Origin of the sequence: Plantibacter sp. VKM Ac-2880 (assembly GCF_015351235.1) — a bacterium.
Taxonomy (GTDB): Bacteria; Actinomycetota; Actinomycetes; order Actinomycetales; family Microbacteriaceae; genus Plantibacter.
In genome coordinates this window covers 1,867,339-1,888,765 of record NZ_JADKSJ010000001.1, presented here as the reverse complement: position 1 = coordinate 1,888,765, position 21,427 = coordinate 1,867,339, and the positions used below count along the sequence as shown (strand labels likewise).

Here is a 21,427-nt window from a genome sequence, read left to right as displayed (position 1 = left end):
GCCGCCCCGGAGACGCGCGCCAGGGCTTCCCAGCGGCAGAGAAACGGGCCCGGACGGCAGTGCACGACTGCCGTCCGGACCCGATGTCGCTGGCGCGGGAGCTACTGCCCGGCGCGCTCCAGGACGAGCTCGCGGACCCGTGCGGCGTCCGCCTGTCCGCGCATCGCCTTCATCACGGCGCCGATGACCGCACCGGCGGCCTGGACCTTGCCGTCGCGGATCTTCGCGAGGACGTCCGGCTGGGCGGCCAGCGCCTCATCGATGGCGGCGATCAGGGGACCGTCGTCGGACACGAGCGCGAGGCCTCGCGCGTCGATGACCTCCTGCGGGTTTCCCTCGCCGTCGATGACACCCTCGAGCACCTGTCGGGCGAGCTTGTCGTTGAGCGTCCCGTCCTCGACGAGCGCAGCGAGGGCGGCGACGTGCTCAGGTGAGACCAGGCTCGTCGCCTCGACGTCGCGCTGGTTCGCGAGCCGGGAGATCTCGCCCGTCCACCACTTGCGCGCAGCGGTCGGCGTGGCGCCTGCCGCGACGGTCGCGGTGATCTCGTTCAGGAGGCCACCGTTCACGACGTCCTGGAACTCCAGGTCGGTGAAGCCCCACTCGCCCTTCAGGCGACGCCGACGGACGGCAGGCTGCTCGGGGAGCGCTGCGCGCAGTTCCTCGATGAGCTCGGGCGACGGCACGACCGGGAGCAGGTCGGGCTCCGGGAAGTAGCGGTAGTCGTCGGCGTCGCTCTTCGGACGCCCCGCGGAGGTGGCGCCGGTGTCCTCGTGCCAGTGACGCGTCTCCTGGACGATGGACCCGCCGTCCTTGAGGATCGCGGCCTGACGCTGGATCTCGTAGCGCACGGCACGTTCGACCGACCGGAGGGAGTTGACGTTCTTCGTCTCCGTGCGCGTCCCGAGCTTCTCCTGGCCACGCGGCCGCAGGGAGATGTTCGCGTCGCACCGCAGGTTGCCCCGCTCCATCTTCGCGTCGGAGATCCCGAGCGCCACCACGATGTCGCGGATGGCGGAGACGTAGGCCTTCGCGATCTCCGGTGCCCGGTGCTCGGTGCCGTAGATCGGCTTGGTGACGATCTCCACGAGCGGCACGCCGGCCCGGTTGTAGTCGACGAGCGAGTACTCGGCACCCTGGATGCGTCCCGTCGAGCCGCCGATGTGCGTGAGCTTGCCGGCGTCCTCCTCCATGTGCGCGCGTTCGATCGGCACCGTCACGATGGTTCCGTCGGCGAGCTCGACGTCGACGGAACCCTCGAAGGCGATGGGCTCGTCGAACTGCGAGATCTGGTAGTTCTTCGCGAGGTCCGGGTAGAAGTAGTTCTTCCGAGCGAAGCGGCTCGACGGCGCGATCGAACACCCGAGCGCGAGCCCGAGGCTGATCGAGTACCGCACCGCCTGCTCGTTGACCACCGGGAGCGAACCGGGCAGACCGAGGCACACCGGCGAGATGTTCGTGTTCGGTGCGTCGCCAAAGCCGTTGGGCGCCGAGGAGAACATCTTCGTCTTGGTGTTGAGCTCGACGTGCACCTCGAACCCGAGCACGGGCTCGTACAGTTCGAGGGCTTCCTCGTAGGAGAGGAGCTTGTCCTTGGCCATGATTACCGACCTCCGAGAGCGGGTGCCTGCGAGATGAGGGTGTGCCCCCACGTCGATTCGAGGAGCGCCTCGAGAGCGGCGCCGACCCGGTAGAGTCTGGCGTCCTCTCGTGCTGGCGCCATGAACTGGATGCCGACGGGCAGGCCGTCCTCCGGGGCGAGCCCGATCGGGACGCTGATGCCCGGGACCCCGGCGAGGTTCGCCGGGATGGTGGTGACGTCGTTGAGGTACATCGCCAGCGGATCGTCGATGCGCTCGCCGAGCTTGAACGCCGTCGTGGGCGCGCTCGGGCTCACGAGGACGTCGACCTGGTCGAACGCCGCGGCGAAGTCGCGCTGGATGAGCGTCCGCACCTTCTGGGCGCTCCCGTAGTAGGCGTCGTAGTACCCGGCGCTCAGGGCGTAGGTGCCGAGGATGATGCGGCGCTTCACCTCGGGGCCGAACCCGGCCTCGCGGGTGGCGGACATCACCTGTTCGACCGTGCCGCCGCCCTCAGGGGTGACGCGCATGCCGAACCGCACGGAGTCGAACTTCGCGAGGTTGCTGGACGCCTCGGCGGGGAGGATCAGGTAGTAGGCGGCGACCGCGTACTCGAAGTTCGGTGCCGACACCTCCACGATCTCGGCGCCGTTCGCCTCGAGTACCGCGAGGGCCTCCTGGAAGCGGCTCTTCACGCCGGCCTGGAAGCCGTCGCCGTTGAGTTCCTTGACGACGCCGACGCGGAGACCGCGCAGCACGTCGCCGCGGGCACCCTCCCGAGCCGCTGCGGCCATCGAGGGCCAGGCGTCGCGGAGGGAGGTCGAGTCGAGCGCGTCGTGCCCGGCGATGACGTCGTGCAGCAGCCCGGAGTCGAGGACGGTCCTGCTCACCGGCCCGACCTGGTCGAGCGAGGACGCCAGAGCGATGGCACCGTAGCGGCTCACCGCTCCGTAGGTGGGCTTCACGCCGACCGTCCCGGTGACGTGCGCCGGCTGACGGATCGAGCCGCCGGTGTCGCTGCCGAGCGCGATGGGCGCTTCGAACGCGGCGACCGCTGCGGCCGAGCCACCTCCGGAACCACCGGGGATGCGGTCGAGGTCCCACGGGTTGTGGGTCGGGCCGTACGCGGAGTGCTCCGTGCTCGACCCCATGGCGAACTCGTCCATGTTCGTCTTACCGAGCGGCACCAGGCCCGCGGCCCGCGATCGGGCGACGACGGTGGCGTCGAAGGGCGACAGGTATCCCTCGAGGATGCGGCTGCCCGACGTCGACGGCATGTCGGTCGTGACGAGCACGTCCTTGATCGCGAGTGGGACGCCGGCCAGTTCGCCGAGCTCCTCACCCGCTGCACGACGCGCATCGATGTCGGCGGCGACGTCGAGGGCGTGGTCCGAGACGTGCAGGAAGGCGTGGACGTCGCCGTCGACCTGGGCGATGCGGTCGAGGTGCGCCTGGGTCACCTCGACGCTCGACACCTCACCGGCACGGAGCTTGGACGACAGTTCGGCTGCCGTCAGACCGATGAGGCCGCTCACTGCTCCTCCCCCAGGATGGCCGAGACCTTGAACCGGCCGTCGGCCGACTCCGGTGCGTTCTGGAGTGCCTGCTCCCGGGTGAGCGTGTTGCCGACGACGTCGTCGCGGTACACGTTCTCGAGCGGGATCGGGTGGCTCGTCGCCGGGACGTCAGGCGTGGCCACCTGCTGCACCTTCGCGATGTTGTCCACGATGGAGTCGAGCTCCGTGGTGAGGTGGGCGATCTCGTCCTGGCTCAGGGCGATGCGAGCAAGGGTCGCGAGATGTGCGACCTGCTCGGTGGTGATTTCCGACATGCGTCTCCCGTACGTGTAGCGGTGGCGGTCACTCCAGTCTATTCGCCAGCGACGTGGTCGTCGGTCGGCCTCCGCCCCTACAGTGGGACGGTGAGCCAGAACGACTCGAGCAGCCGTCCCCGTCCCCCGCACGAGCGTCCGTGGCTGGCGAGCTACGCCGCCGACGTCCCGGACGACATCCCCGCGCAGACCGGCAGCCTCGGCGATCTCGTGGAGGCCTCCGCAGTGAGCTACCCGGACGCGGTGGCACTCGAGTTCTTCGGGTCGACGACCACCTACACCGAACTCGACGCCCTCATCTCGCGGGCTGCGGCCGGTCTGCGAGACCTCGGCGTCCGGGCCGGCGACCCGGTCGCGCTCATGCTCCCGAACTGTCCGCAGCACATCGTCGCGTTCTACGCCGTCCTCCGACTCGGTGCCGTCGTCATCGAGCACAACCCCCTCTACACGCCGCAGGAGCTCCGCCACCAGTTCGAGGACCACCGCGCCCGGTTCGCGATCGTCTGGGACAAGGTCGCCGGTCACCTGCAGGACTTCCCGGCCGACCTGGCGGTGGACGCGCTCGTCACGATCGACGTCACGCGTGCGATGCCGATCCACATGCGCCTGGCACTGCGGCTCCCGATCGCGAAGGCACGTGCCTCCCGCGCGCAGCTGACCGGCCCGGTCTCCGGCACGGTGGTGTGGGAGCGGCTCCTCACCGCCGGGTCACTCCCGGCGACCCACCCGAAGCCGGCGACCGACGCGCTCGCACTGATCCAGTACACCAGCGGCACGACGGGCTCGCCGAAGGGTGCGGCTCTGACCCACGGGAACCTGCTCGCCAACGCCGCGCAGTCCCGCGCCTGGGTGCCGACGGTGAAGCGCGGGGAGGCCGTCGTGTACGCGGTCCTCCCGATGTTCCACGCCTACGGACTGACACTGTGCCTCACGTTCGCCATGAGCATGGGCTCGCGACTCGTCCTGTTCCCGAAGTTCGACCCGGCGCTCGTCCTCAAGGTCATGAAGAAGCGCCCTCCGACCTTCCTGCCCGCGGTGCCGCCCATCGCCGACCGGCTCCTGGCGGCCGCGACGGAGCAGGGCGTCTCGCTGCAGGGCACCGAGATCGCGATCTCCGGGGCCATGCCGCTGCCGCACGAGCTCGTCGTGCCGTTCGAAGCGGCGTCCGGCGGGTTCCTCGTCGAGGGCTACGGGCTCTCAGAGTGCTCGCCGGTGATCTCCGCCAACCCGGTGTCGGCCGCGAGGAAGCCAGGCACCATCGGTCTCCCGCTGCCGAGCACCGAGGTCAGGGTCGTCGACCCCGATGATCCGGAGACGGATCGGCCGGCCGGTGAACCCGGCGAACTCCTCGTTCGTGGGCCCCAGGTGTTCCGGGGCTACTACAACAAGCCCGAGGAGACCGCCGCCGTGCTCCTCCCGGGCGGTTGGTTCCGCACCGGCGACATCGTATCGATCGACGACGAGGGGTTCATGACGGTCGTCGACCGCATCAAGGAGCTCATCATCACGGGCGGGTTCAACGTCTCCCCCAGCGAGGTCGAGCAGGTCCTCCGCGGACACGCCTCCGTCGCGGACGCCGCCGTCGTCGGGATCCCCGACCCGCACTCCGGCGAGCAGGTCGTCGCGGCCGTCGTCGCCGCTCCGGGCGCCACGGTCGACACCGAGGCGCTCCGCGCGTGGGCTCGCGAGATCCTCACGCCCTACAAGGTGCCGAAGCGGGTGGTCGTCGTCGACGAACTCCCGAAGTCGCTCATCGGCAAGGTCCTCCGTCGCCAGGTCAGGGACGACCTCCTGGACGCCGCCGGGCACTGACCTCAATCGGCCGCCGGAGCCTCGGCAGGAGCCGCGTCGTCGGCCGTCTCGGGCTCGCCGAGGGCTGCCGGCCCCTCCGAGACCAGGATCGCGAACTGCTCCGCGTCGATGATCCGCAGGCCGAGCGCCTCGGCCTTGGCGAGCTTCGACCCTGCTCCGGGACCCGCGGCGACGAAGTCGGTCTTCTTCGAGACGCTCGATGCGGCCTTCCCCCCGGCCTGCACGATTGCCTCCAACGCGCCCTCGCGGGTGAACCCGTCCAGGGATCCGGTCGCGACGACGGTCACGCCAGAGAGGACGCCGCCCGCCGCGACGGCGGCACCCGGGCCAGGGTGGCCGGGCGTCGCCCACTGCACGCCGGCAGCCGTCCACTCGTCGACGATCTCGCGATGCCAGTCGATCTCGAACCAGGCCATGAGGGCGTCGGCGATGATCCCGCCGACACCGTCGACCTCGGCCAGTTCCTCGCGGCTCGCAGCCCGGATGGCGTCGAGCGAGCCGAAGTACTCCGCGAGCGACCTGGCTGCCACGGGCCCGACGTGCCGGATGTTCAGCGCGACGAGCAAGCGGGCGAGCGGGCGCGTCTTGGCGGCGTCGAGGTTGGCGAGCAGCTCGACCGCGTTCTTCGAGGGCACCGAGGACTCGTCGCCGTCGAACTCGGACGCCTCAGGGTCGTGCACGCCGTCCTTCTTCGCCCGACGGCGGCGGAACGGCGTGACTCGCTTCTCGGAGCCGTCCTCGTTGAGCTTCGGCAGGCCGGTCTCGTTGTCGCGTACGACCACCGTCACCGGGAAGAGGTCGGCCATCGTCAGCGAGAAGAGCCCGGCCTCGGTGGTCAGCGGCGGCTCCGCGGGTTCCAACGGCTGCGTCAGCGCCGCTGCGGCCACCTCGCCGAGCGCTTCGACGTCGAGCGCTCCCCGTGAACCGATGTGCTCCACCCGGCCACGGACCTGCGCCGGGCAGCTCCGCGCGTTCGGGCAGCGCAGGTCGATGTCGCCTTCCTTCGCCGGGGCGAGCGTGGTACCGCATTCCGGGCACTCGTCCGGCATCACGAACTCGCGCTCGGAACCGTCGCGGAGTTCGACCACGGGACCGAGGACCTCGGGGATGACGTCGCCTGCCTTGCGGAGGACGACGGTGTCGCCGATGAGCACCCCCTTCGCCTTCACGACGTCCTGGTTGTGCAGCGTGGCCTGGCGTACCTCGCTGCCGGCGACCAGGACTTTCTCCATGACGGCGAACGGTGTGGCCCGGCCGGTGCGCCCGACGCTCACCACGATGTCGAGGAGCTTGGTGTTCACCTGCTCCGGCGGATACTTGTAGGCGATGGCCCAGCGCGGAGCCCTGCTCGTCGCGCCGAGTTCCCCGTGGAGCGCCAGATCGTCGACCTTCACGACGACCCCGTCGATCTCGTGCTCGACACTGTCGCGATGCGCTCCGAAGTACTCGATGAACTCGGCCGCGCCCGTCGCTTCGTCGTGGACCCGGTAGTGCGACGAGGTCGGCAGACCCCACTGGTGGAGGAGCTCGTAGACCTGCGACTGACGCGCGACCGGCGGGCGCTCCCACGCGCCGATGCCGTGGACGAGCATCTGCAGCCGGCCGAGCCGGTCGTGCATGAGGGCGAGCTGCGCCGGATTCTTGCTCTCCGCCTTCTGCCGGAGCGACCCGCTCGCCGCGTTGCGGGGGTTCGCGAACACCCGTTCACCGGCCGCCGCCTGGTTGGCGTTGAGCTCGCGGAACGCCTCGACGGGGAAGAAGATCTCGCCGCGCACCTCCACGACCTCGGGGACCTCGACGTCCGTGTCGGCGGTGGTCAACATGCTCGGGATGGAGCGGATGTAGCGGACGTTCTCCGTGACGTCCTCACCGACCACACCGTCGCCGCGCGTCGCCGCGCTCACGAGACGTCCGCGTTCGTACCGCAGGTTGATCGCGAGGCCGTCGATCTTCAGCTCGCACAGGTACTGGACGGCGCCGTCCGCATCGCGCTCGACCTTCGCCGCCCAGGCGAGGAACTCCTCGATCGAGAAGACGTTGTCGAGGCTCAGCATGCGTTCGAGGTGGGTGACCGGTGCGAAGAGGGTCGTCTCCGCACGGCCGCCGACCGTCTGGGTCGGGCTGTCCTGGCTCTGCAGCTCGGGGAAGAGCCGCTCGAGCTCGTCGAGCCGCTTGATCATGGCGTCGTACTCCTGATCGGAGGCGAGCGACTCGTCCCGCTCGTAGTACGCGTCGCGCAGCTCGAGGATCCGCGAGGTGAGCTCCTCCGCCTCGGCCGATGCCTGCTGCAGGGTCTGTTCGTTGCTGTTCGCCACCTCGTCAGTCTATGAGCGCCTTCCGACACTCGAGAGCGCTTGACACACCGCACGTCCTCCCCGATCGGGGCAACCGGGTCGGTGAGCCGCTGATCGAGGAGTAGGGTGTCGCAGTGCCGCAGGAACCATGCGCGCGGAATCGGAGGAACCATGTCCCAGTCCAGCAGGCCAGGAACGGGGGCGGCTCCTACCAGCAAGCAGCTGACCGCGCGCGTCATCGGCATCTCCGTCTCCGCCGCGGTCGGTGGCTTCCTCTTCGGCTTCGACTCCTCCGTGGTCAACGGCGCGGTCGACGCCATGCAGGACCACTTCCAACTGAGCGAGGGGCTCATCGGCTTCGCCGTCGCCTCCGCCCTCTTGGGCTGCGCGCTCGGTGCCTACCTCGCCGGCCGGATCGCGGATAGCCGCGGACGTATCTTCACGATGCTCCTCGGAGCCGCTCTCTTCTTCGTCTCCTCCCTCGGCGCGGGCTTCGCCTTCTCCCCCTGGGACCTGATCCTGTGGCGTATCGTCGGCGGACTCGGCATCGGCATCGCGTCGGTCGTGGCTCCGGCCTACATCGCCGAGATCGCGCCGAGCGCCATCCGCGGGCGCCTCGCCTCGTTGCAGCAGCTCGCCATCACCCTCGGCATCTTCGCCGCACTCCTGTCCGACTCCGTCCTCGCGGGCGTCGCCGGCGGCGCGTCCAACCCGCTGTGGTTCGGCGTCGAAGCCTGGCGCTGGATGTTCATCGCCTGCGCGATCCCCGCCGTCGTCTACGGCCTCCTGGCCATGCGGCTCCCCGAGTCGCCACGCTTCCTCGTCCGCAAGGGCAAGGCAGATGAAGCCCGCCGCATCTTCGCGACGGTGTGGCCGCAGGAGGAGGTCGACCGGGCCGTCAAGCTCGCCGAGCAGGCGGTGAAGGACGACGAGCAGCAGAAGAAGGCCTCGCTCTGGGGCGGCAAGTTCGGTCTGCTCCCGATCGTGTGGATCGGTGTCATCCTCTCGATCTTCCAGCAGTTCGTCGGCATCAACGTCATCTTCTACTACTCGACGACCCTCTGGAAGGCGGTCGGCTTCCAGGAGTCCGACTCGCTGCTCATCTCGGTCATCACCTCGGTGACGAACGTCGCGGTCACGATCGTCGCGATCCTGCTCGTCGACCGCATCGGTCGCCGGCCGATCCTCCTCGCCGGCTCCATCGGGATGACGGTCTCGCTCGGGGCCATGGCGATCGCCTTCACCCAGTCGGTCACGGACAGCGCGGGCGAGGTGTCGCTGCCGCAGCCCTGGGGCACGATCGCGCTGATCGCCGCCAACGTGTTCGTCGTCGCCTTCGGCGCCTCCTGGGGTCCGCTCGTCTGGGTCCTCCTCGGCGAGATCTTCCCGAACCGCCTGCGTGCCAAGGCCCTCGGCGTGGCGGCGATGGCCCAATGGATCGCGAACTTCCTCATCACCGTGAGCTTCCCGGGCCTCGCCGCGTTCTCGCTCCCGGTGACCTACGGCATGTACGCGTTCTTCGCCCTGCTCTCGTTCGTGTTCGTGCTCGCGAAGATCCCGGAGACGAACGGGCTCACGCTCGAAGAGGCCGAGACGCTGTTCGTCAAGAAGCCCAAGAAGGCCAAGGGCTCGAAGGCGGGGACGACCGCCGGAGCCTGACCATCTGACACGGAACGCCCGGCGAGCATCGCTCGCCGGGCGTTCGGTCGTTCCGGGGTGTCAGGCGCTGACGCCGACGGGCACGACGCTGACCGTGCGGTCGATCGTGAACTGTCCCAGCACGCGCGTTCCGCTGTACAGCACCGCGGTCTGTCCGGGCGCGACGCCGTCGAGCGGCGTCTCCGGGTGGACGACGAGTTCGCCGTCGACGAGGGCCAGCGCGGCGGGAACCGGGTCGGCGTGGGCACGGATCTGGACGTCGCACGCGATCGGGTCCACGCCCACCGCCGGTGCACGGCCGGCCCAGGTGTACCGGGAGCCGGCGATCTCGCCGATGGCGAGCGCCTCCTTCGGCCCCACCACGACGGTGTTGTCCTTGGGGCGCACCTCGAGGACGAAGCGTGGACGTCCGTCCGGAGCCGGCACGCCGAGGTGCAGGCCCTTGCGCTGTCCGACGGTGAAGGCGTGCGCACCCTCGTGCGAGCCGACGACCGCGCCATCGCGGTCGAGGACCTGGCCGGTCTCGGTGCCGACCCGCTCCCCCAGCCAACCCTTCGTGTCGCCGTCCGGGATGAAGCAGATGTCGTGACTGTCGGGCTTGTTCGCGACGGTGAAGCCGCGCTCCGCGGCCTCTGCACGCACCTCGGCCTTGGACGGGGTCGCGCCCAGCGGGAACATCGAGTGCGCCAGCTGCTCGGCGGTGAGCACGCCCAGGACGTAGGACTGGTCCTTCGCCCAGGCGCTCGCACGATGGAGTTCGCGGTCGCCGTCCGGGCTCGTCACGATCGTGGCGTAGTGCCCGGTCACGACCGCGTCGAAGCCGAGGTCGAGCGCCTTCTCCAGGAGTGCGGCGAACTTGATCTTCTCGTTGCAGCGCATGCAGGGGTTCGGCGTGCGGCCCGCCCGATACTCCGCGATGAAGTCATCGACGACGTCGAGCTTGAACCGCTCGGAGAAGTCCCAGACGTAATACGGGATGCCGATGAGGTTCGCCGCGCGCTGGGCGTCCATCGAATCCTCGATGGTGCAGCACCCCCGGCTGCCGGTCCGGAGCGTGCCCGGCATCCGGCTGAGGGCCAGGTGGACCCCGACCACCTCGTGGCCTGCGTCGACGGCGCGCGCCGCTGCCACGGCGGAATCGACTCCACCACTCATCGCTGCCAGAACCTTCACCGGGCAAGTCTACGCGCCAGTCGCCGGACAGCCACCCGCAAGAGATCAGGCGCGCGCCGACTCAGGGTCGCGCGCCGAGTGCCGTGTCGCGATCCGCGGAGCCGGCCCGGCTCGCCTGCGCGTAGGCCGAGGGAAGCGCCTGCAGGAAGCGGTCGACGTCGTCCTGCGTCGTCGTCCTGCCAAGCGTGATCCGCAGGGCCGCGCGGGCGTCCGACTCCGAGCGCCCCATGGCGAGCAGGACGTGGGACGGTTCGGGGACACCGGCCTGACACGCAGAGCCCGTCGACACGGCGACCCCGGCGAGGTCGAGGAGGAAGAGCATGGAGTCGCCCTGGGTCCCCGGAAGGACGAGGTGCACGTTCGAGGCCAGTCGTTCCACCGGGTCGCCGGTGAGTTCGGCCTCAGGCACCGAGGAACGTACGCCCGCGATGAGCCGGTCCCGGAGCGCCTGCAACCGCTGCTGCTCGGCGACCCGCTCCCGCTCAGTCGCCTCGGCGGCCACGGCGAACCCGATCGCGGCTGCGACGTCCTGCGTACCCGAGCGGAGGCCACGCTGCTGGCCGCCACCGTGCTGCAACGGCTCCACGACCGCCGCCCGGCTGACCACCAAAGCGCCGACCCCCACCGGCCCGCCGATCTTGTGCGCGGACACGCTGATGGCCACAAGACCGCCGGCCCCGGTCGAACCGGACGCGGCACGCAGGCCGGCCAGGTCGATCGGCAGATGACCGTATGCCGACACGGCGTCCAGGTGGAACGGCACGCCCGCTGCTGCGGCGAGCGCCGCGAGTCGTCCGGCGGGCTGGATGGTGCCGACCTCGTTGTTCGCCCACAGGGCCGTGGCGACGGCGATGTCGTCGCCGTGTTCGGCGTAGAGCTCCGCCGTGCGCTCGAGCGAGACGGCTCCGAGGTGGTCGAGCGGGGCCCACAACGGCCTTGCGGCCTCGTGGCGTTCGAGCCATTCGACGGTGTCGAGGGTGGCGTGGTGCTCGCCGGCGGGTGCGAGGACCGCGGGGCGGCGACGGTCCCGTTGGCGGTGCCAGTAGAGCCCCTTCAGCGCGAGGTTGATGGACTCGGTGCCGCCCGAGGTGAAGACGAGTTCGATCGGATCGCAGCCGAGGGTCTGTGCGATCCGCTCCCGAGCCTCCTCGAGGAACCGGCGAGCCTGTTGCCCAGGTCCGTGGATCGATGCGGGGTTCCCGACGGTGGCCATGGCGGCCGCGTAGGCGTCGATGACCTCGGGACGCACGGGGGTCGTGGCGGCGTGGTCCAGGTACACCACCATGCCGCCCCTCCTCTCGTCGCCGCGTCCGCGGATCTCGGCGACTGCTGCACTCACTACTGTAGAACCCATGAACGCTGGTGACCCCCTCCACGATCTCGGCGTCCGCCTCGGCCCGTCCGGTGGTGAGCTCCGTCTGTGGTCGGAGCATGCAGATGCACTCGAACTCGTGATCTTCGACGACAAGGATCTGAACTGGATCACCCAGTCGGTCGAAATGACCCGCGACGAGGGTGCGGTGTGGAGCGCGCGGTCCGACGAGCTCGTGCACGGTCGACGCTACGCCGTTCGTGCGTCCGGGCCGTCGACACCGAACAACGCCTTCGACCCGCACCTGCTGCTCCTCGATCCGTATGCTCGCGGTCTCGCGCGGGTGTCCGCCGAGCAGTGGCGCTCCGTCGTCGTCGACGACGCGTTCGACTGGGGCGGTGTGCAGAAACCGCGTATCCCGCTCGACCGCACCGTGGTGTACGAGGCGCACGTCAAGGGGCTCAGCAAGTTGCACCCCGACGTCCCCGAGGAGCTGCGCGGAACCTACGCCGGGCTCGCCCATCCCGCGATGATCGCGCACCTGCACGACCTGGGCGTGACGAGCGTCGAACTCCTGCCGGTGCACGCGTACACCTCGGAGCAGCGCCTCATCAAGCAGGGCCTCGTCAACTACTGGGGCTACAACACCCTCAACTTCTTCAGCCCACATGCCGCGTACGCCACGAAGGCCGCCCAGGCGGGTGGCGCCGACGCGGTGCTCCGTGAGTTCAAGGGCATGGTCAAGCTGCTCCACGAGGCGGGGCTCGAGGTCATCCTCGACGTCGTCTACAACCACACCGCCGAGGAGGGGCCGGGCGGCCCACGCACGAGCCTCCGCGGGATCGACAACGCGAGCTACTACCGCCAGGACGCCACCGGCGCGTACATCGACGTGACCGGGTGCGGCAACACCGTCGACTTCGGCCACCCGGTCCCCCAGCGCCTGGTGCTCGACTCCTTGCGCTACTGGGCGGAGGAGGTGCAGATCGACGGGTTCCGCTTCGACCTGGCCGCGACGCTCGGTCGGAACGAGGCGGTCGAGTTCACCCCGGACCACCCGCTGCTCGGCGCGATCATCAGCGATCCGGCGCTGGTCGACGCGAAGATGATCGCCGAGCCCTGGGACGTCGGGATGGGCGGTTGGCAGACCGGCAACTTTCCGAGCGGCTGGCACGAGTGGAACGACCGGTACCGCGACCGTGTGCGCAACTTCTGGCTCTCCGACATCGACTACGCCAGACGCGCCGACGCCCCCGTGGGTATCGGCGGCTTCGCGACACGGCTGGCCGGATCGAGCAACACCTTCTCCGCCGAGCGCGGGCCGCTCGCTTCGGTCAACTTCATCACGGCCCACGACGGCTTCACGCTCGCCGACCTCGTGTCGTATGACGTGAAGCACAACGTCGGCAACGGCGAGTCGAACCGGGACGGGACCGACAACAACCGGTCGTTCAACCACGGCGCCGAGGGTCCGACGGACGACGAGGCGATCCTCGCGGCCCGCCGGAAGGCGATGCGCAACCTGCTCGGGACGCTCCTGCTGTCGGCCGGCATCCCGATGATCACCGCGGGTGACGAGTTCGGGCGCAGCCAGCGGGGCAACAACAACGCCTACTGTCACGATTCCGAACTGACCTGGGTCGGGTGGGCGCGGGAACCCTGGCAGGATCAGCTCCTCGCGCACAGCCGCAGGCTCCTCGAGCTGCGGCGGGAGCATCCGGCACTCCGTCCCGAGCACTTCGGGGCGGCAGGGACGTCGGTGCCCGGCGCGAGCGCCATGGACTGGTTCGACGCGACCGGCGGGACGATGAGCACGGACGACTGGACGAGCCCCCGGAACCGGACCCTGCAGTTCTTCTCGACGAGCACGCCGGAGTCCGAGGCGCTCGACCGCGTCCTGCTCATCGTGCACGGGGTCGAGCAACCGGTCGACGTCACGTTGCCGGAACACGACGGGGTGACCGCCTACCGACGCATCTGGAACTCCGCGGACGACGTCCCGGTGGCCGGCGAGGACGAGTTCTCCCCCGGGCGCACGGTCTCGGTCGCCGCCACGTCCATGCAGCTGTTTCAGGCCGTCTGACGGTGGCGCGACGGAAGGCCGAGGGCGCGAGCACGCCGGCGACGCTCGCGTTGATCGACCTCGGGATCGCCTTCACCCCGCGGCCATACCAGCACGACTCGTCGACGACCGCGTTCGGGCTCGAAGCCGCCGCAGCGCTCGGCGTCGATCCGTCCCGTGTCTTCAAGACCCTCATGGCCGAGGTCGACGGGTCGCTCGTCGTGGCCGTCGTCCCGGTCTCCGGGCAGCTCGACCTGAAGGTGCTCGCCACAGCGGTCGGCGGGAAACGCGCGCGTCTGGCCGATCCAGCTGTCGCGGAGCGCAAGACCGGGTACGTGGTCGGCGGCATCAGCCCGATCGGCCAGCGGACGGCGATACCGACCGTCCTGGATGCGAGCGCGACGGACCACGAGACGGTGTTCGTGTCCGGTGGGCGGCGGGGCTTCGACCTCGAACTCGACCCGGAGGGGCTACGTACAGCAACGTCCGCGGTGGTGGCTCCGATCGCGCGCTGATCCTGGAGTCGCCCCTACTGGTCGGCCAGGGCCACCAGTCCGAGTTCCGCCGGCGTGAGCAGCAACTCGTGCTTCGGGACGATGCGGACCGTGTACCCGAAGCCGCCCGCGCGATCGAGCGGCAGGGTGCCCGCGTATTCGAGCGTGTGCTCCGGTCGGCTCGTGGACGGGGTCTGCTGCTGATCGAGCGGCTGCGAACCGACGTCGAGCAGCTCGCCCGCTGGACCGGGGACCCCCGAGACCACCTCGACGGTCACATCGTCCGGTGACAGCGTGCCGAGCTGGACGTATGCGCGCAACCGCAGCACGTCGCCGACCTGCGGGACCTCGTCGACACCGCCGCTCTCGACGTGGGCGACGGCCAACTGCGGCCAGGCGTCCCGCACGCGTCGTTTGTAGGCCGCCAGATCGCGGGCGCCGAGCTGATCGGACGCGGACAACGCACGTTCCATCGCCGCCGCCGGAAGGTACATCCGCTCGGTGTACTCGCGCACCATCCGGTCGGCGCTGAGCGGCTCCGACAGCGTGGAGATCGTGTGCCGCACCATCTGCAACCAGCGCCACGGCGGTGCACCGTGCTCGCGGTCGTAGTAGCGGGGCGCGAGCTGGTGTTCGATGACGTCGTAGAGCGACGCGGCCTCGAGGGCGTCGCGCTCGTCGTCGTCCGGCGTGCCGTCGGCGGAAGGGATCGCCCACCCGTTCTCCCCGTCCGCGTACTCGTTCCACCAGCCGTCGAGGATCGACAGGTTGAGCGCCCCGTTGAGCGCCGCCTTCATGCCCGACGTCCCGCAGGCCTCGAGTGGCCGGAGGGGGTTGTTCAACCACACGTCGCAACCCGGGTAGAGGGTCTTGGCCATCCCGATGCCGTAGTCCGGCAGGAAGACGATGCGTGCGCGCAGAAGCGGGTCCTGGGCGAACTGCACGAGCCGTTGGATGAGGCGCTTCCCCTCGTCGTCCGCGGGGTGTGCCTTCCCGGCGACGACGATCTGGATCGGTCGATCCGAGTGTAGGAGCAGCGAGCGGAGTCGGTCCGGGTCGCGCATCATGAGGGTGAGGCGCTTGTACCCCGGCACCCGTCGGGCGAACCCGATGGTCAGGACCTCCGGGTCGAGGAGGTCGTCGATCCAGGACGGCACGACGGCGAGCGGATTCTGCGCACGGTAGCCCTCGGCGATCCGACGGCGCACATCGGCGACCAGGCGCTCGCGCATCCCCCGCTTGAGCGCCCAGAGCTCGTCGTCGGATACCGACGGACCGGCCCAGTCGGCGCGGCCCGGCTCGATCCCACCCCACCGTTCGTCGGCGAACCCGATGAGGGCCGGGTCCGTCCAGCTCGGGGCGTGCACGCCGTTCGTGATGGAGGTGATGGGCACGTCGGAGACGTCGAACCCCGGCCAGAGGCCTCGGAACATCGCACGACTGACCTCCCCGTGGAGTCGGCTCACGCCGTTCGCGCGCTGCGCCAGACGGAGTCCCATGATCGCCAGGTTGAAGACCTCCGGCGAGCCGCCGTTCGCGGTCTCGTCGCCGAGCGCGAGGACGTCCGGTGCGGCCACGCCGGGGAGCAGGTCGCCCGAGAAGTACCGCTCGATCACGTCGTTCTCGAAGCGGTCGATGCCGGCGGGCACTGGCGTGTGAGTGGTGAACACCGTGCCACCACGAACGAGCTGCAGCGCCTCGTCGAAGGAGAGGCCGTTCCCGACGAGGTCGCTGATCCGTTCCAGGCCGAGGAAGCCGGCGTGACCTTCGTTCGAGTGGTACACCTGCGGGAGCGGGTGGTCCGTCAATTCACTCCACTGCTTGATCGCCCGGACACCGCCGATGCCGAGGAGGAGCTCCTGGTGGAGGCGATGCTCACCGCCGCCGCCGTACAACCGGTCGGTGACCGCACGCAACTCCGCGACGTTCTCGGGGATGTCGGTGTCGAGCAACAGGAGTGGGACGCGTCCGACCTCGGCGATCCAGACCCGCGCGGACAGGCTGCGGTCGTCGGGCAGGGCCAGGGTGACCGTGACCGGCGTCCCGTCCGGTTCCCGGAGGACCGTGAGCGGGAGCCCGTCGGGGTCCTGCACGGGATAGGACTCCTGCTGCCACCCGTCGTTCGTGATCGACTGGGCGAAGTACCCCGAGCGGTACAGGAGGCCGACACCGACGAGGGGCACCCCGAGGTCCGACGCGCTCTTCAGGTGGTCTCCGGCGAGGATCCCGAGGCCGCCCGAGTATTGCGGGAGCGCGGCGGCGACACCGAACTCGGGAGAGAAGTAGGCGATCGTCTGCGGCTTCGGGTCGGGAAGACCCTGGTACCAGCGTGGCTCCTCCAGGTACCGGCGGAGGTCGGCGTGGAGTGCGTCGGCGCGACCGACGAAGTCCGCATCCGCGGCGAGCTCGGCCAGCCGTTCCGGAGTGACGAGGCCGAGGCCCGTGATCGGGTCGTGTCCGGACTCCCGCCAGACGTCGGGGGCGATCTCGTCGAAGAGGCGCTGCGTCGGCTGATGCCACGACCACCGGAGGTTCGCCGCGAGGGCGGTCAGCGAGGTCAGGGACTCCGGGATGAGTGCACGGACGGTAAACCTGCGGATAGCCTTCACGGGCTCACTCTAGGGCACCCCCATCTGCGGCCCGACCGGCGGTCCGGCCCACCGCCACCCAGCCTGCGGGAACCGCACCACACCGTCGGCCTTAGCATGACGCGCGACACCCCGCGCGGCCCTTCATCGGCCCACGTTTCGCGGTACGGTCGGACGAGTGGCACCGAAGGAGATGGAACGCACTATGCCGAAGTCAGTACCGCAGTCCTCCACCGTCGACGACGCCGGAACGGTGTCGCTCACACTCACCCCGAACATCGGGCGCATCCCGATCCTCGATCCGACCCCCTCCGTCGAAGGCGGGCGTTGGCCGGCCAAGGCGTTCTCGGGAGAGGTGGTGCCCTTCGGGGCGACCGCGTTCCGAGAAGGCCATGACCTCATCGGGGTCGAACTCCTGCTCACCGACCCCCGCGGGAAGACGGCGGCCCATCGGATGGCGCCCGGCGCCGCGGGTACCGACCGCTTCGAGGTCCAGGTCCAGCTCGCCACCGAGGGGACCTGGAGCTACCAGGTGCGCGCCTTCGCCGACGAGTTCGGCACCTGGGAGCACAACGCCCGGGTGAAGATCGAGGCCGACGTCGACGTCGAGCTCATGTACCTCATCGGAGCGGAACTGCTCGAGCGGGCCACGACCGACAAGCTCCGACCAGCCAAGGACCGCCGGTTCCTCACCGCAGCCGCCAAGCTGCTCCGCGACGCCGATGCCGATCCGGACGCGAGGTTCGCCGTCCTCGACGATGCGGAACTGCTCGCCATCGCCGCACGACGTCCGTTCGCGGGGCTCGCCAGCACCAGTGAGCAGCGACGCATCAGGGTCGAACGTACGCGGGCCGGCGTCGGCTCGTGGTACGAGTTCTTCCCCCGGTCGGAGGGTGCCGAGCAGCGCCCGGACGGGTCCTGGGCCTCCGGCACCTTCCGGACGGCCGCAGCGCGCCTCCCCGCCGTGGCCGCGATGGGCTTCGACGTCCTGTACCTGCCACCCATCCACCCGATCGGCGAGACGTTCCGTAAGGGACCCAACAACACCCTGACCCCCGGCGAACACGACCCGGGATCGCCCTGGGCCATCGGTGGTGCCGCCGGCGGCCACGACGCGATCCACCCCGACCTCGGGACCGAGAAGGACTTCGTCTCCTTCGTCCGTCAGGCGAAGAAGTTCGGCCTGGAGATCGCACTGGACCTCGCCCTGCAGGCCTCGCCCGACCACCCCTGGGTGACCGAGCACCCCGAGTGGTTCACGACACTGCCGGACGGCACGATCGCGTACGCGGAGAACCCGCCGAAGAAGTACCAGGACATCTACCCGGTGAACTTCGACAACGACCCGGAGGGCATCCGCACCGAGGTGCTACGCATCGTCCGCCACTGGATCTCGCTCGGCGTCCGCATCTTCCGGGTCGACAACCCGCACACGAAGCCGCTCGACTTCTGGGAGTGGCTCCTCGCGACGGTCAACCGCACCGACCCCGACGTCGTCTTCCTCGCGGAGGCGTTCACCCGTCCGGCGCTCCTGCAGGGGCTCGCGAAGGTGGGCTTCCAGCAGAGCTACACGTACTTCACGTGGCGGAACACCAAGGAGGAACTCGAGGAGTTCCTCGGCGCGGCGGCCACCGAGACCGCCGACTTCCTCCGCCCGAACCTGTTTGTGAACACGCCCGACATCCTGACGGAATACCTCCAGTTCGGCGGACGGGCCGCGTACAAGGTTCGTGCGGCCATCGCTGCGACGGCAGCACCCACTTGGGGGGTGTACGCCGGGTACGAGCTCATCGAGAACGTCGCCCGCCCGGGCGCGGAGGAGAACATCGACAGCGAGAAGTTCGAGTACCGGCCGCGGGACTGGGCGGCGGCCGACGAGGCCGGGACGTCGTTGTCGCCGTACCTCACCCTCCTCAACCAGATCCGACGGACGCACCCCGCGCTCCGGCAGCTGCGCAACATCAGCTTCCACTGGAGCGACGACGACCAGATCCTCGTCTACAGCAAGCACCTCGACGAGCAGTTCACCGGGACGGGTGAGCCGGACACGATCGTCGTCGTCGCCAACCTCGACCCGCACTCCGTACGACAGACCATGGTGCACCTCGACCAGACGGTCTTCGGCGGCGTGCCGGGAGGCACCTTCGACGTCACTGACCTCGTGACCGGGGCCGAGTGGATCTGGTCCGACAGCAACTTCGTGCGCCTCGACGCCTTCACCGAACCCGTGCACATCCTGAGCGTGAGGATCCGACCATGACGACCATCCCCCCATCCGCCGACGGTGCCGCGGTTCCGAAGCGCTCGGGTCGCCGGGCTGCCGCTCCCCCGGCAGCCGAGGTGGCCCCGGCACCGCGCGAGCTCCCACTGCCGTCCGTCGACGACTGGATCCTCGACGCGGTCTCGGAAGGCCGCTACCACGATCCGCACCAGATCCTCGGGCAGCACCTCGTCGACCTGGGCGGGGTGAGCGACCCCCTCGTCGTGGTGCGAGCGCGTCGTCCTCTGGCCGAACAGGTCACGGCGGTCCTCGCCAACGGAGCACGCGTGGAGCTCGCCCACGTCCGCTCCGGCATCTGGCAGGGCTTCCACATCGACGGCATCCTCGACTACACGCTCGACGCACGGTACGGGGACGGCTCCATCTGGAGCGCAGACGACCCCTACCGTTTCGCCCCGTCCATCGGCGAGCTCGACCTCCACCTCATCGGGGAGGGACGCCACGAGCGGCTCTGGGATGCCCTCGGCGCACACGTGACCGAGCAGCAGGGTGTCGCCGGTACCGCATTCGCCGTCTGGGCTCCGCACGCGCGGGCCGTCCGCGTCATCGGCGACCTCAACTCCTGGGACGGCACCGCACACGCGATGCGGAACATGGGCGCAACCGGAGTCTGGGAGCTGTTCATCCCGGGCATCGGTCCTGGCGAGCTGTACCGGTTCGAGATCCTGGCCCAGGACGGCCGCTGGGTCCGACGGTCCGACCCCATGGCCCGGTTCACCGAGCGGTCCCCTGCGACCGCATCCGTGACGGGTGTCAGCGACCACCGTTGGAACGACGCCGACTGGATGGAGCGTCGGGCCGCCAGCGACCCGCACAACGGCCCGATGAGCGTCTACGAGCTCCACGTGGGGTCGTGGCGTCCCGGCCTCGGCTACCGAGACCTCGCCGACCAGCTCATCGAGTACATCCGCGAGCTCGGATACACGCACGTGGAGTTCATGCCGCTCGCCGAGCACCCCTTCGGCGGCTCGTGGGGCTACCAGGTGACCGGCTACTACGCACCGACGAGCCGCTTCGGTTCGAGCGATGACCTGAAGTACCTGATCGACCGGCTCCACGGCGCCGGGATCGGCGTGCTCATGGACTGGGTCCCCGGCCACTTCCCCAAGGACGAGTGGGCCCTCGCCAACTTCGACGGTCAGCCGTTGTACGAGCACCCGGACCCGCGACGCGGCGAGCAGCCGGACTGGGGCACCCTCGTGTTCGACTTCGGCCAGCCGCAGGTCAAGAACTTCCTCGTGGCCAACGCCCTCTACTGGCTCGAGGAGTTCCACGTCGACGGTCTCCGCGTCGACGCCGTCGCCTCGATGCTCTACCTCGACTACTCGCGGAAGGACGGCGAGTGGCTCCCGAACGTCCACGGAGGACGAGAAAACCTCGAGGCCATCAGCCTCCTCCAGGAGGCGAACGCGACCGCGTATCGCCGGAACCCCGGCATCGTGATGATCGCCGAGGAGTCGACCAGCTGGCCCGGCGTCACCGCGCCCACGAGCGAGGGCGGTCTCGGCTTCGGGTTGAAGTGGAACATGGGCTGGATGCACGACTCGCTCCAGTACATGCAGTACGACCCGCTCTACCGCTCGCACCACCACGGTGAGATCACGTTCTCGATGGTCTACGCGTACAGCGAGAACTTCCTCCTGCCGATCAGCCACGACGAGGTCGTCCACGGCAAGGGCTCACTGCTGGCGAAGATGCCGGGTGACCACTGGCAGCAGCTCGCGAACATGCGCGCGTACCTCGCATTCATGTGGGCCCACCCGGGCAAGCAGCTCCTCTTCATGGGCCAGGAGTTCGGTCAACCGTCCGAATGGTCGGAGGAGCGCGGGCTGGACTGGTGGATCCTCGATCAGCCGAGCCACCGAGCCCTGCTCGGGCTCGTCGCGCGGCTCAACGCGGTGTACACGCAGCATCCCGCGCTCTGGGCGCTCGACCACGACCCCGCCGGCTTCGAGTGGCTCGATGCCGGCGACGCGCAGAACAGCGTGCTGTCGTTCATCCGCTCCGACGACGAGGGCAACGTCATCGCCGCGCTCGTCAACTTCTCCGGAGCGCCCGTCGGGCCATATCGGATCGGCCTCCCGCGTGCCGGCCGGTGGGAGGAACTGCTCAACACGGACGCCGTCGAGTACGGCGGTTCGGGTGTCGGGAACTATGGATCGATCGAGGCCACGGCGGCGCCGTGGGCCGGCCGTCCGGCCTCCGCGGAGCTCACCCTCCCCCCGCTCGGCATGATCTGGTTGAAGCACGTCGACTGAGCCAGGGCGGTCGCACCCCTGCTGCAGCACGAAGGCCCGCCTCCTGAGGGAGGCGGGCCTTCGTCGTTGGCTGGATCGGGACG

13 protein-coding genes are annotated in these 21,427 nt (G+C 69.6%); 6 read left to right on the top strand and 7 right to left on the bottom strand.

The genetic code is table 11. The features are described from left to right. Nucleotides 1–101: 101 nt before the first annotated feature. Genes gatB through gatC form a run of 3 tightly spaced genes read right to left on the bottom strand, consistent with a single transcriptional unit; the run spans nt 102 to nt 3,411 of the window. Nucleotides 102–1,601 (bottom strand): Asp-tRNA(Asn)/Glu-tRNA(Gln) amidotransferase subunit GatB, encoded by a 1,500-nt coding sequence (gene gatB, locus ITJ57_RS09095; RefSeq protein WP_194669739.1) that lies wholly within the window; start codon nt 1,599–1,601, stop codon nt 102–104. Nucleotides 1,602–1,603: 2 nt separating this feature from the next. After that, on the bottom strand, nt 1,604–3,115 hold the full coding sequence (gene gatA / locus ITJ57_RS09090; protein ID WP_194669738.1) for an Asp-tRNA(Asn)/Glu-tRNA(Gln) amidotransferase subunit GatA: 1,512 nt from the start codon (nt 3,113–3,115) through the stop codon (nt 1,604–1,606). Further along, on the bottom strand, nt 3,112–3,411 hold the full coding sequence (gene gatC, locus ITJ57_RS09085) for an Asp-tRNA(Asn)/Glu-tRNA(Gln) amidotransferase subunit GatC (RefSeq protein WP_056006781.1): 300 nt from the start codon (nt 3,409–3,411) through the stop codon (nt 3,112–3,114). The genes gatA and gatC overlap by 4 nt, the downstream gene beginning before the upstream one ends. 90 nt (nt 3,412–3,501) lie before the next feature. Here gatC and ITJ57_RS09080 point away from each other — a divergent pair, with 90 nt between their 5' ends. Next, on the top strand, nt 3,502–5,223 hold the full coding sequence (locus tag ITJ57_RS09080; protein ID WP_370582284.1) for a long-chain-fatty-acid--CoA ligase: 1,722 nt from the start codon (nt 3,502–3,504) through the stop codon (nt 5,221–5,223). A gap of 2 nt (nt 5,224–5,225) precedes the next feature. Here ITJ57_RS09080 and ligA read toward each other — a convergent pair whose 3' ends face one another. Continuing rightward, nucleotides 5,226–7,538 (bottom strand): NAD-dependent DNA ligase LigA, encoded by a 2,313-nt coding sequence (gene ligA, locus ITJ57_RS09075; RefSeq protein ID WP_194669736.1) that lies wholly within the window; start codon nt 7,536–7,538, stop codon nt 5,226–5,228. A 150-nt stretch (nt 7,539–7,688) separates the two neighbouring features. On the opposite strand from ligA, the gene ITJ57_RS09070 reads away from it, so the two are divergent. Further along, the gene (locus ITJ57_RS09070; RefSeq protein ID WP_194669735.1) at nt 7,689–9,176 is read left to right on the top strand and encodes a sugar porter family MFS transporter; all 1,488 of its coding nucleotides are present in this window, start codon (nt 7,689–7,691) and stop codon (nt 9,174–9,176) included. Nucleotides 9,177–9,236: 60 nt separating this feature from the next. Here the strand turns inward: ITJ57_RS09070 and mnmA are convergent, their stop codons facing one another. Together mnmA and ITJ57_RS09060 are read right to left on the bottom strand one after the other, a co-directional pair. Continuing rightward, complete coding sequence (gene mnmA, locus ITJ57_RS09065; RefSeq protein ID WP_370582283.1) at nt 9,237–10,349, bottom strand: tRNA 2-thiouridine(34) synthase MnmA; 1,113 nt, start codon at nt 10,347–10,349, stop codon at nt 9,237–9,239. Between the two features lie 61 nt (nt 10,350–10,410). Continuing rightward, nucleotides 10,411–11,634, bottom strand: a complete 1,224-nt coding sequence (locus ITJ57_RS09060; protein ID WP_194670360.1) for a cysteine desulfurase family protein — start codon at nt 11,632–11,634, stop codon at nt 10,411–10,413. Nucleotides 11,635–11,701: 67 nt separating this feature from the next. On the opposite strand from ITJ57_RS09060, the gene glgX reads away from it, so the two are divergent. Continuing rightward, a complete protein-coding gene (gene glgX / locus ITJ57_RS09055) occupies nt 11,702–13,744 on the top strand; it encodes a glycogen debranching protein GlgX (RefSeq protein WP_194669734.1) in 2,043 nt (680 codons plus the stop codon). A 2-nt stretch (nt 13,745–13,746) separates the two neighbouring features. Further along, the gene (ybaK, locus tag ITJ57_RS09050) at nt 13,747–14,238 is read left to right on the top strand and encodes a Cys-tRNA(Pro) deacylase (RefSeq protein ID WP_370582282.1); all 492 of its coding nucleotides are present in this window, start codon (nt 13,747–13,749) and stop codon (nt 14,236–14,238) included. Between the two features lie 14 nt (nt 14,239–14,252). On the opposite strand, the gene glgP is transcribed toward ybaK, so the two are convergent. Continuing rightward, nucleotides 14,253–16,826 (bottom strand): alpha-glucan family phosphorylase, encoded by a 2,574-nt coding sequence (glgP, locus tag ITJ57_RS09045; RefSeq protein WP_194669733.1) that lies wholly within the window; start codon nt 16,824–16,826, stop codon nt 14,253–14,255. A 184-nt stretch (nt 16,827–17,010) separates the two neighbouring features. Here glgP and ITJ57_RS09040 point away from each other — a divergent pair, with 184 nt between their 5' ends. Both ITJ57_RS09040 and glgB read left to right on the top strand, forming a co-directional pair. Then, complete coding sequence (locus ITJ57_RS09040; RefSeq protein ID WP_228506555.1) at nt 17,011–19,065, top strand: maltotransferase domain-containing protein; 2,055 nt, start codon at nt 17,011–17,013, stop codon at nt 19,063–19,065. Continuing rightward, nucleotides 19,062–21,344 carry a 1,4-alpha-glucan branching protein GlgB gene (gene glgB / locus ITJ57_RS09035; RefSeq protein ID WP_194669732.1) on the top strand — a complete coding sequence of 761 codons (2,283 nt, stop codon included), beginning with the start codon at nt 19,062–19,064 and terminating at the stop codon, nt 21,342–21,344. The genes ITJ57_RS09040 and glgB overlap by 4 nt, the downstream gene beginning before the upstream one ends. The last annotated feature ends 83 nt before the right edge of the window (nt 21,345–21,427 follow it).

Coding starts and splice junctions, on each gene's coding strand:
- gatB (WP_194669739.1), bottom strand. CDS start 1,601: ATGGCCAAGGACAAGCTCCTCTCCTACGAGGAAGCCCTCGAACTGTAC.
- ITJ57_RS09060 (WP_194670360.1), bottom strand. CDS start 11,634: ATGGTGGTGTACCTGGACCACGCCGCCACGACCCCCGTGCGTCCCGAG.
- ITJ57_RS09070 (WP_194669735.1), top strand. CDS start 7,689: ATGTCCCAGTCCAGCAGGCCAGGAACGGGGGCGGCTCCTACCAGCAAG.
- glgB (WP_194669732.1), top strand. CDS start 19,062: ATGACGACCATCCCCCCATCCGCCGACGGTGCCGCGGTTCCGAAGCGC.
- glgX (WP_194669734.1), top strand. CDS start 11,702: ATGAACGCTGGTGACCCCCTCCACGATCTCGGCGTCCGCCTCGGCCCG.
- gatC (WP_056006781.1), bottom strand. CDS start 3,411: ATGTCGGAAATCACCACCGAGCAGGTCGCACATCTCGCGACCCTTGCT.
- ITJ57_RS09040 (WP_228506555.1), top strand. CDS start 17,011: ATGCCGAAGTCAGTACCGCAGTCCTCCACCGTCGACGACGCCGGAACG.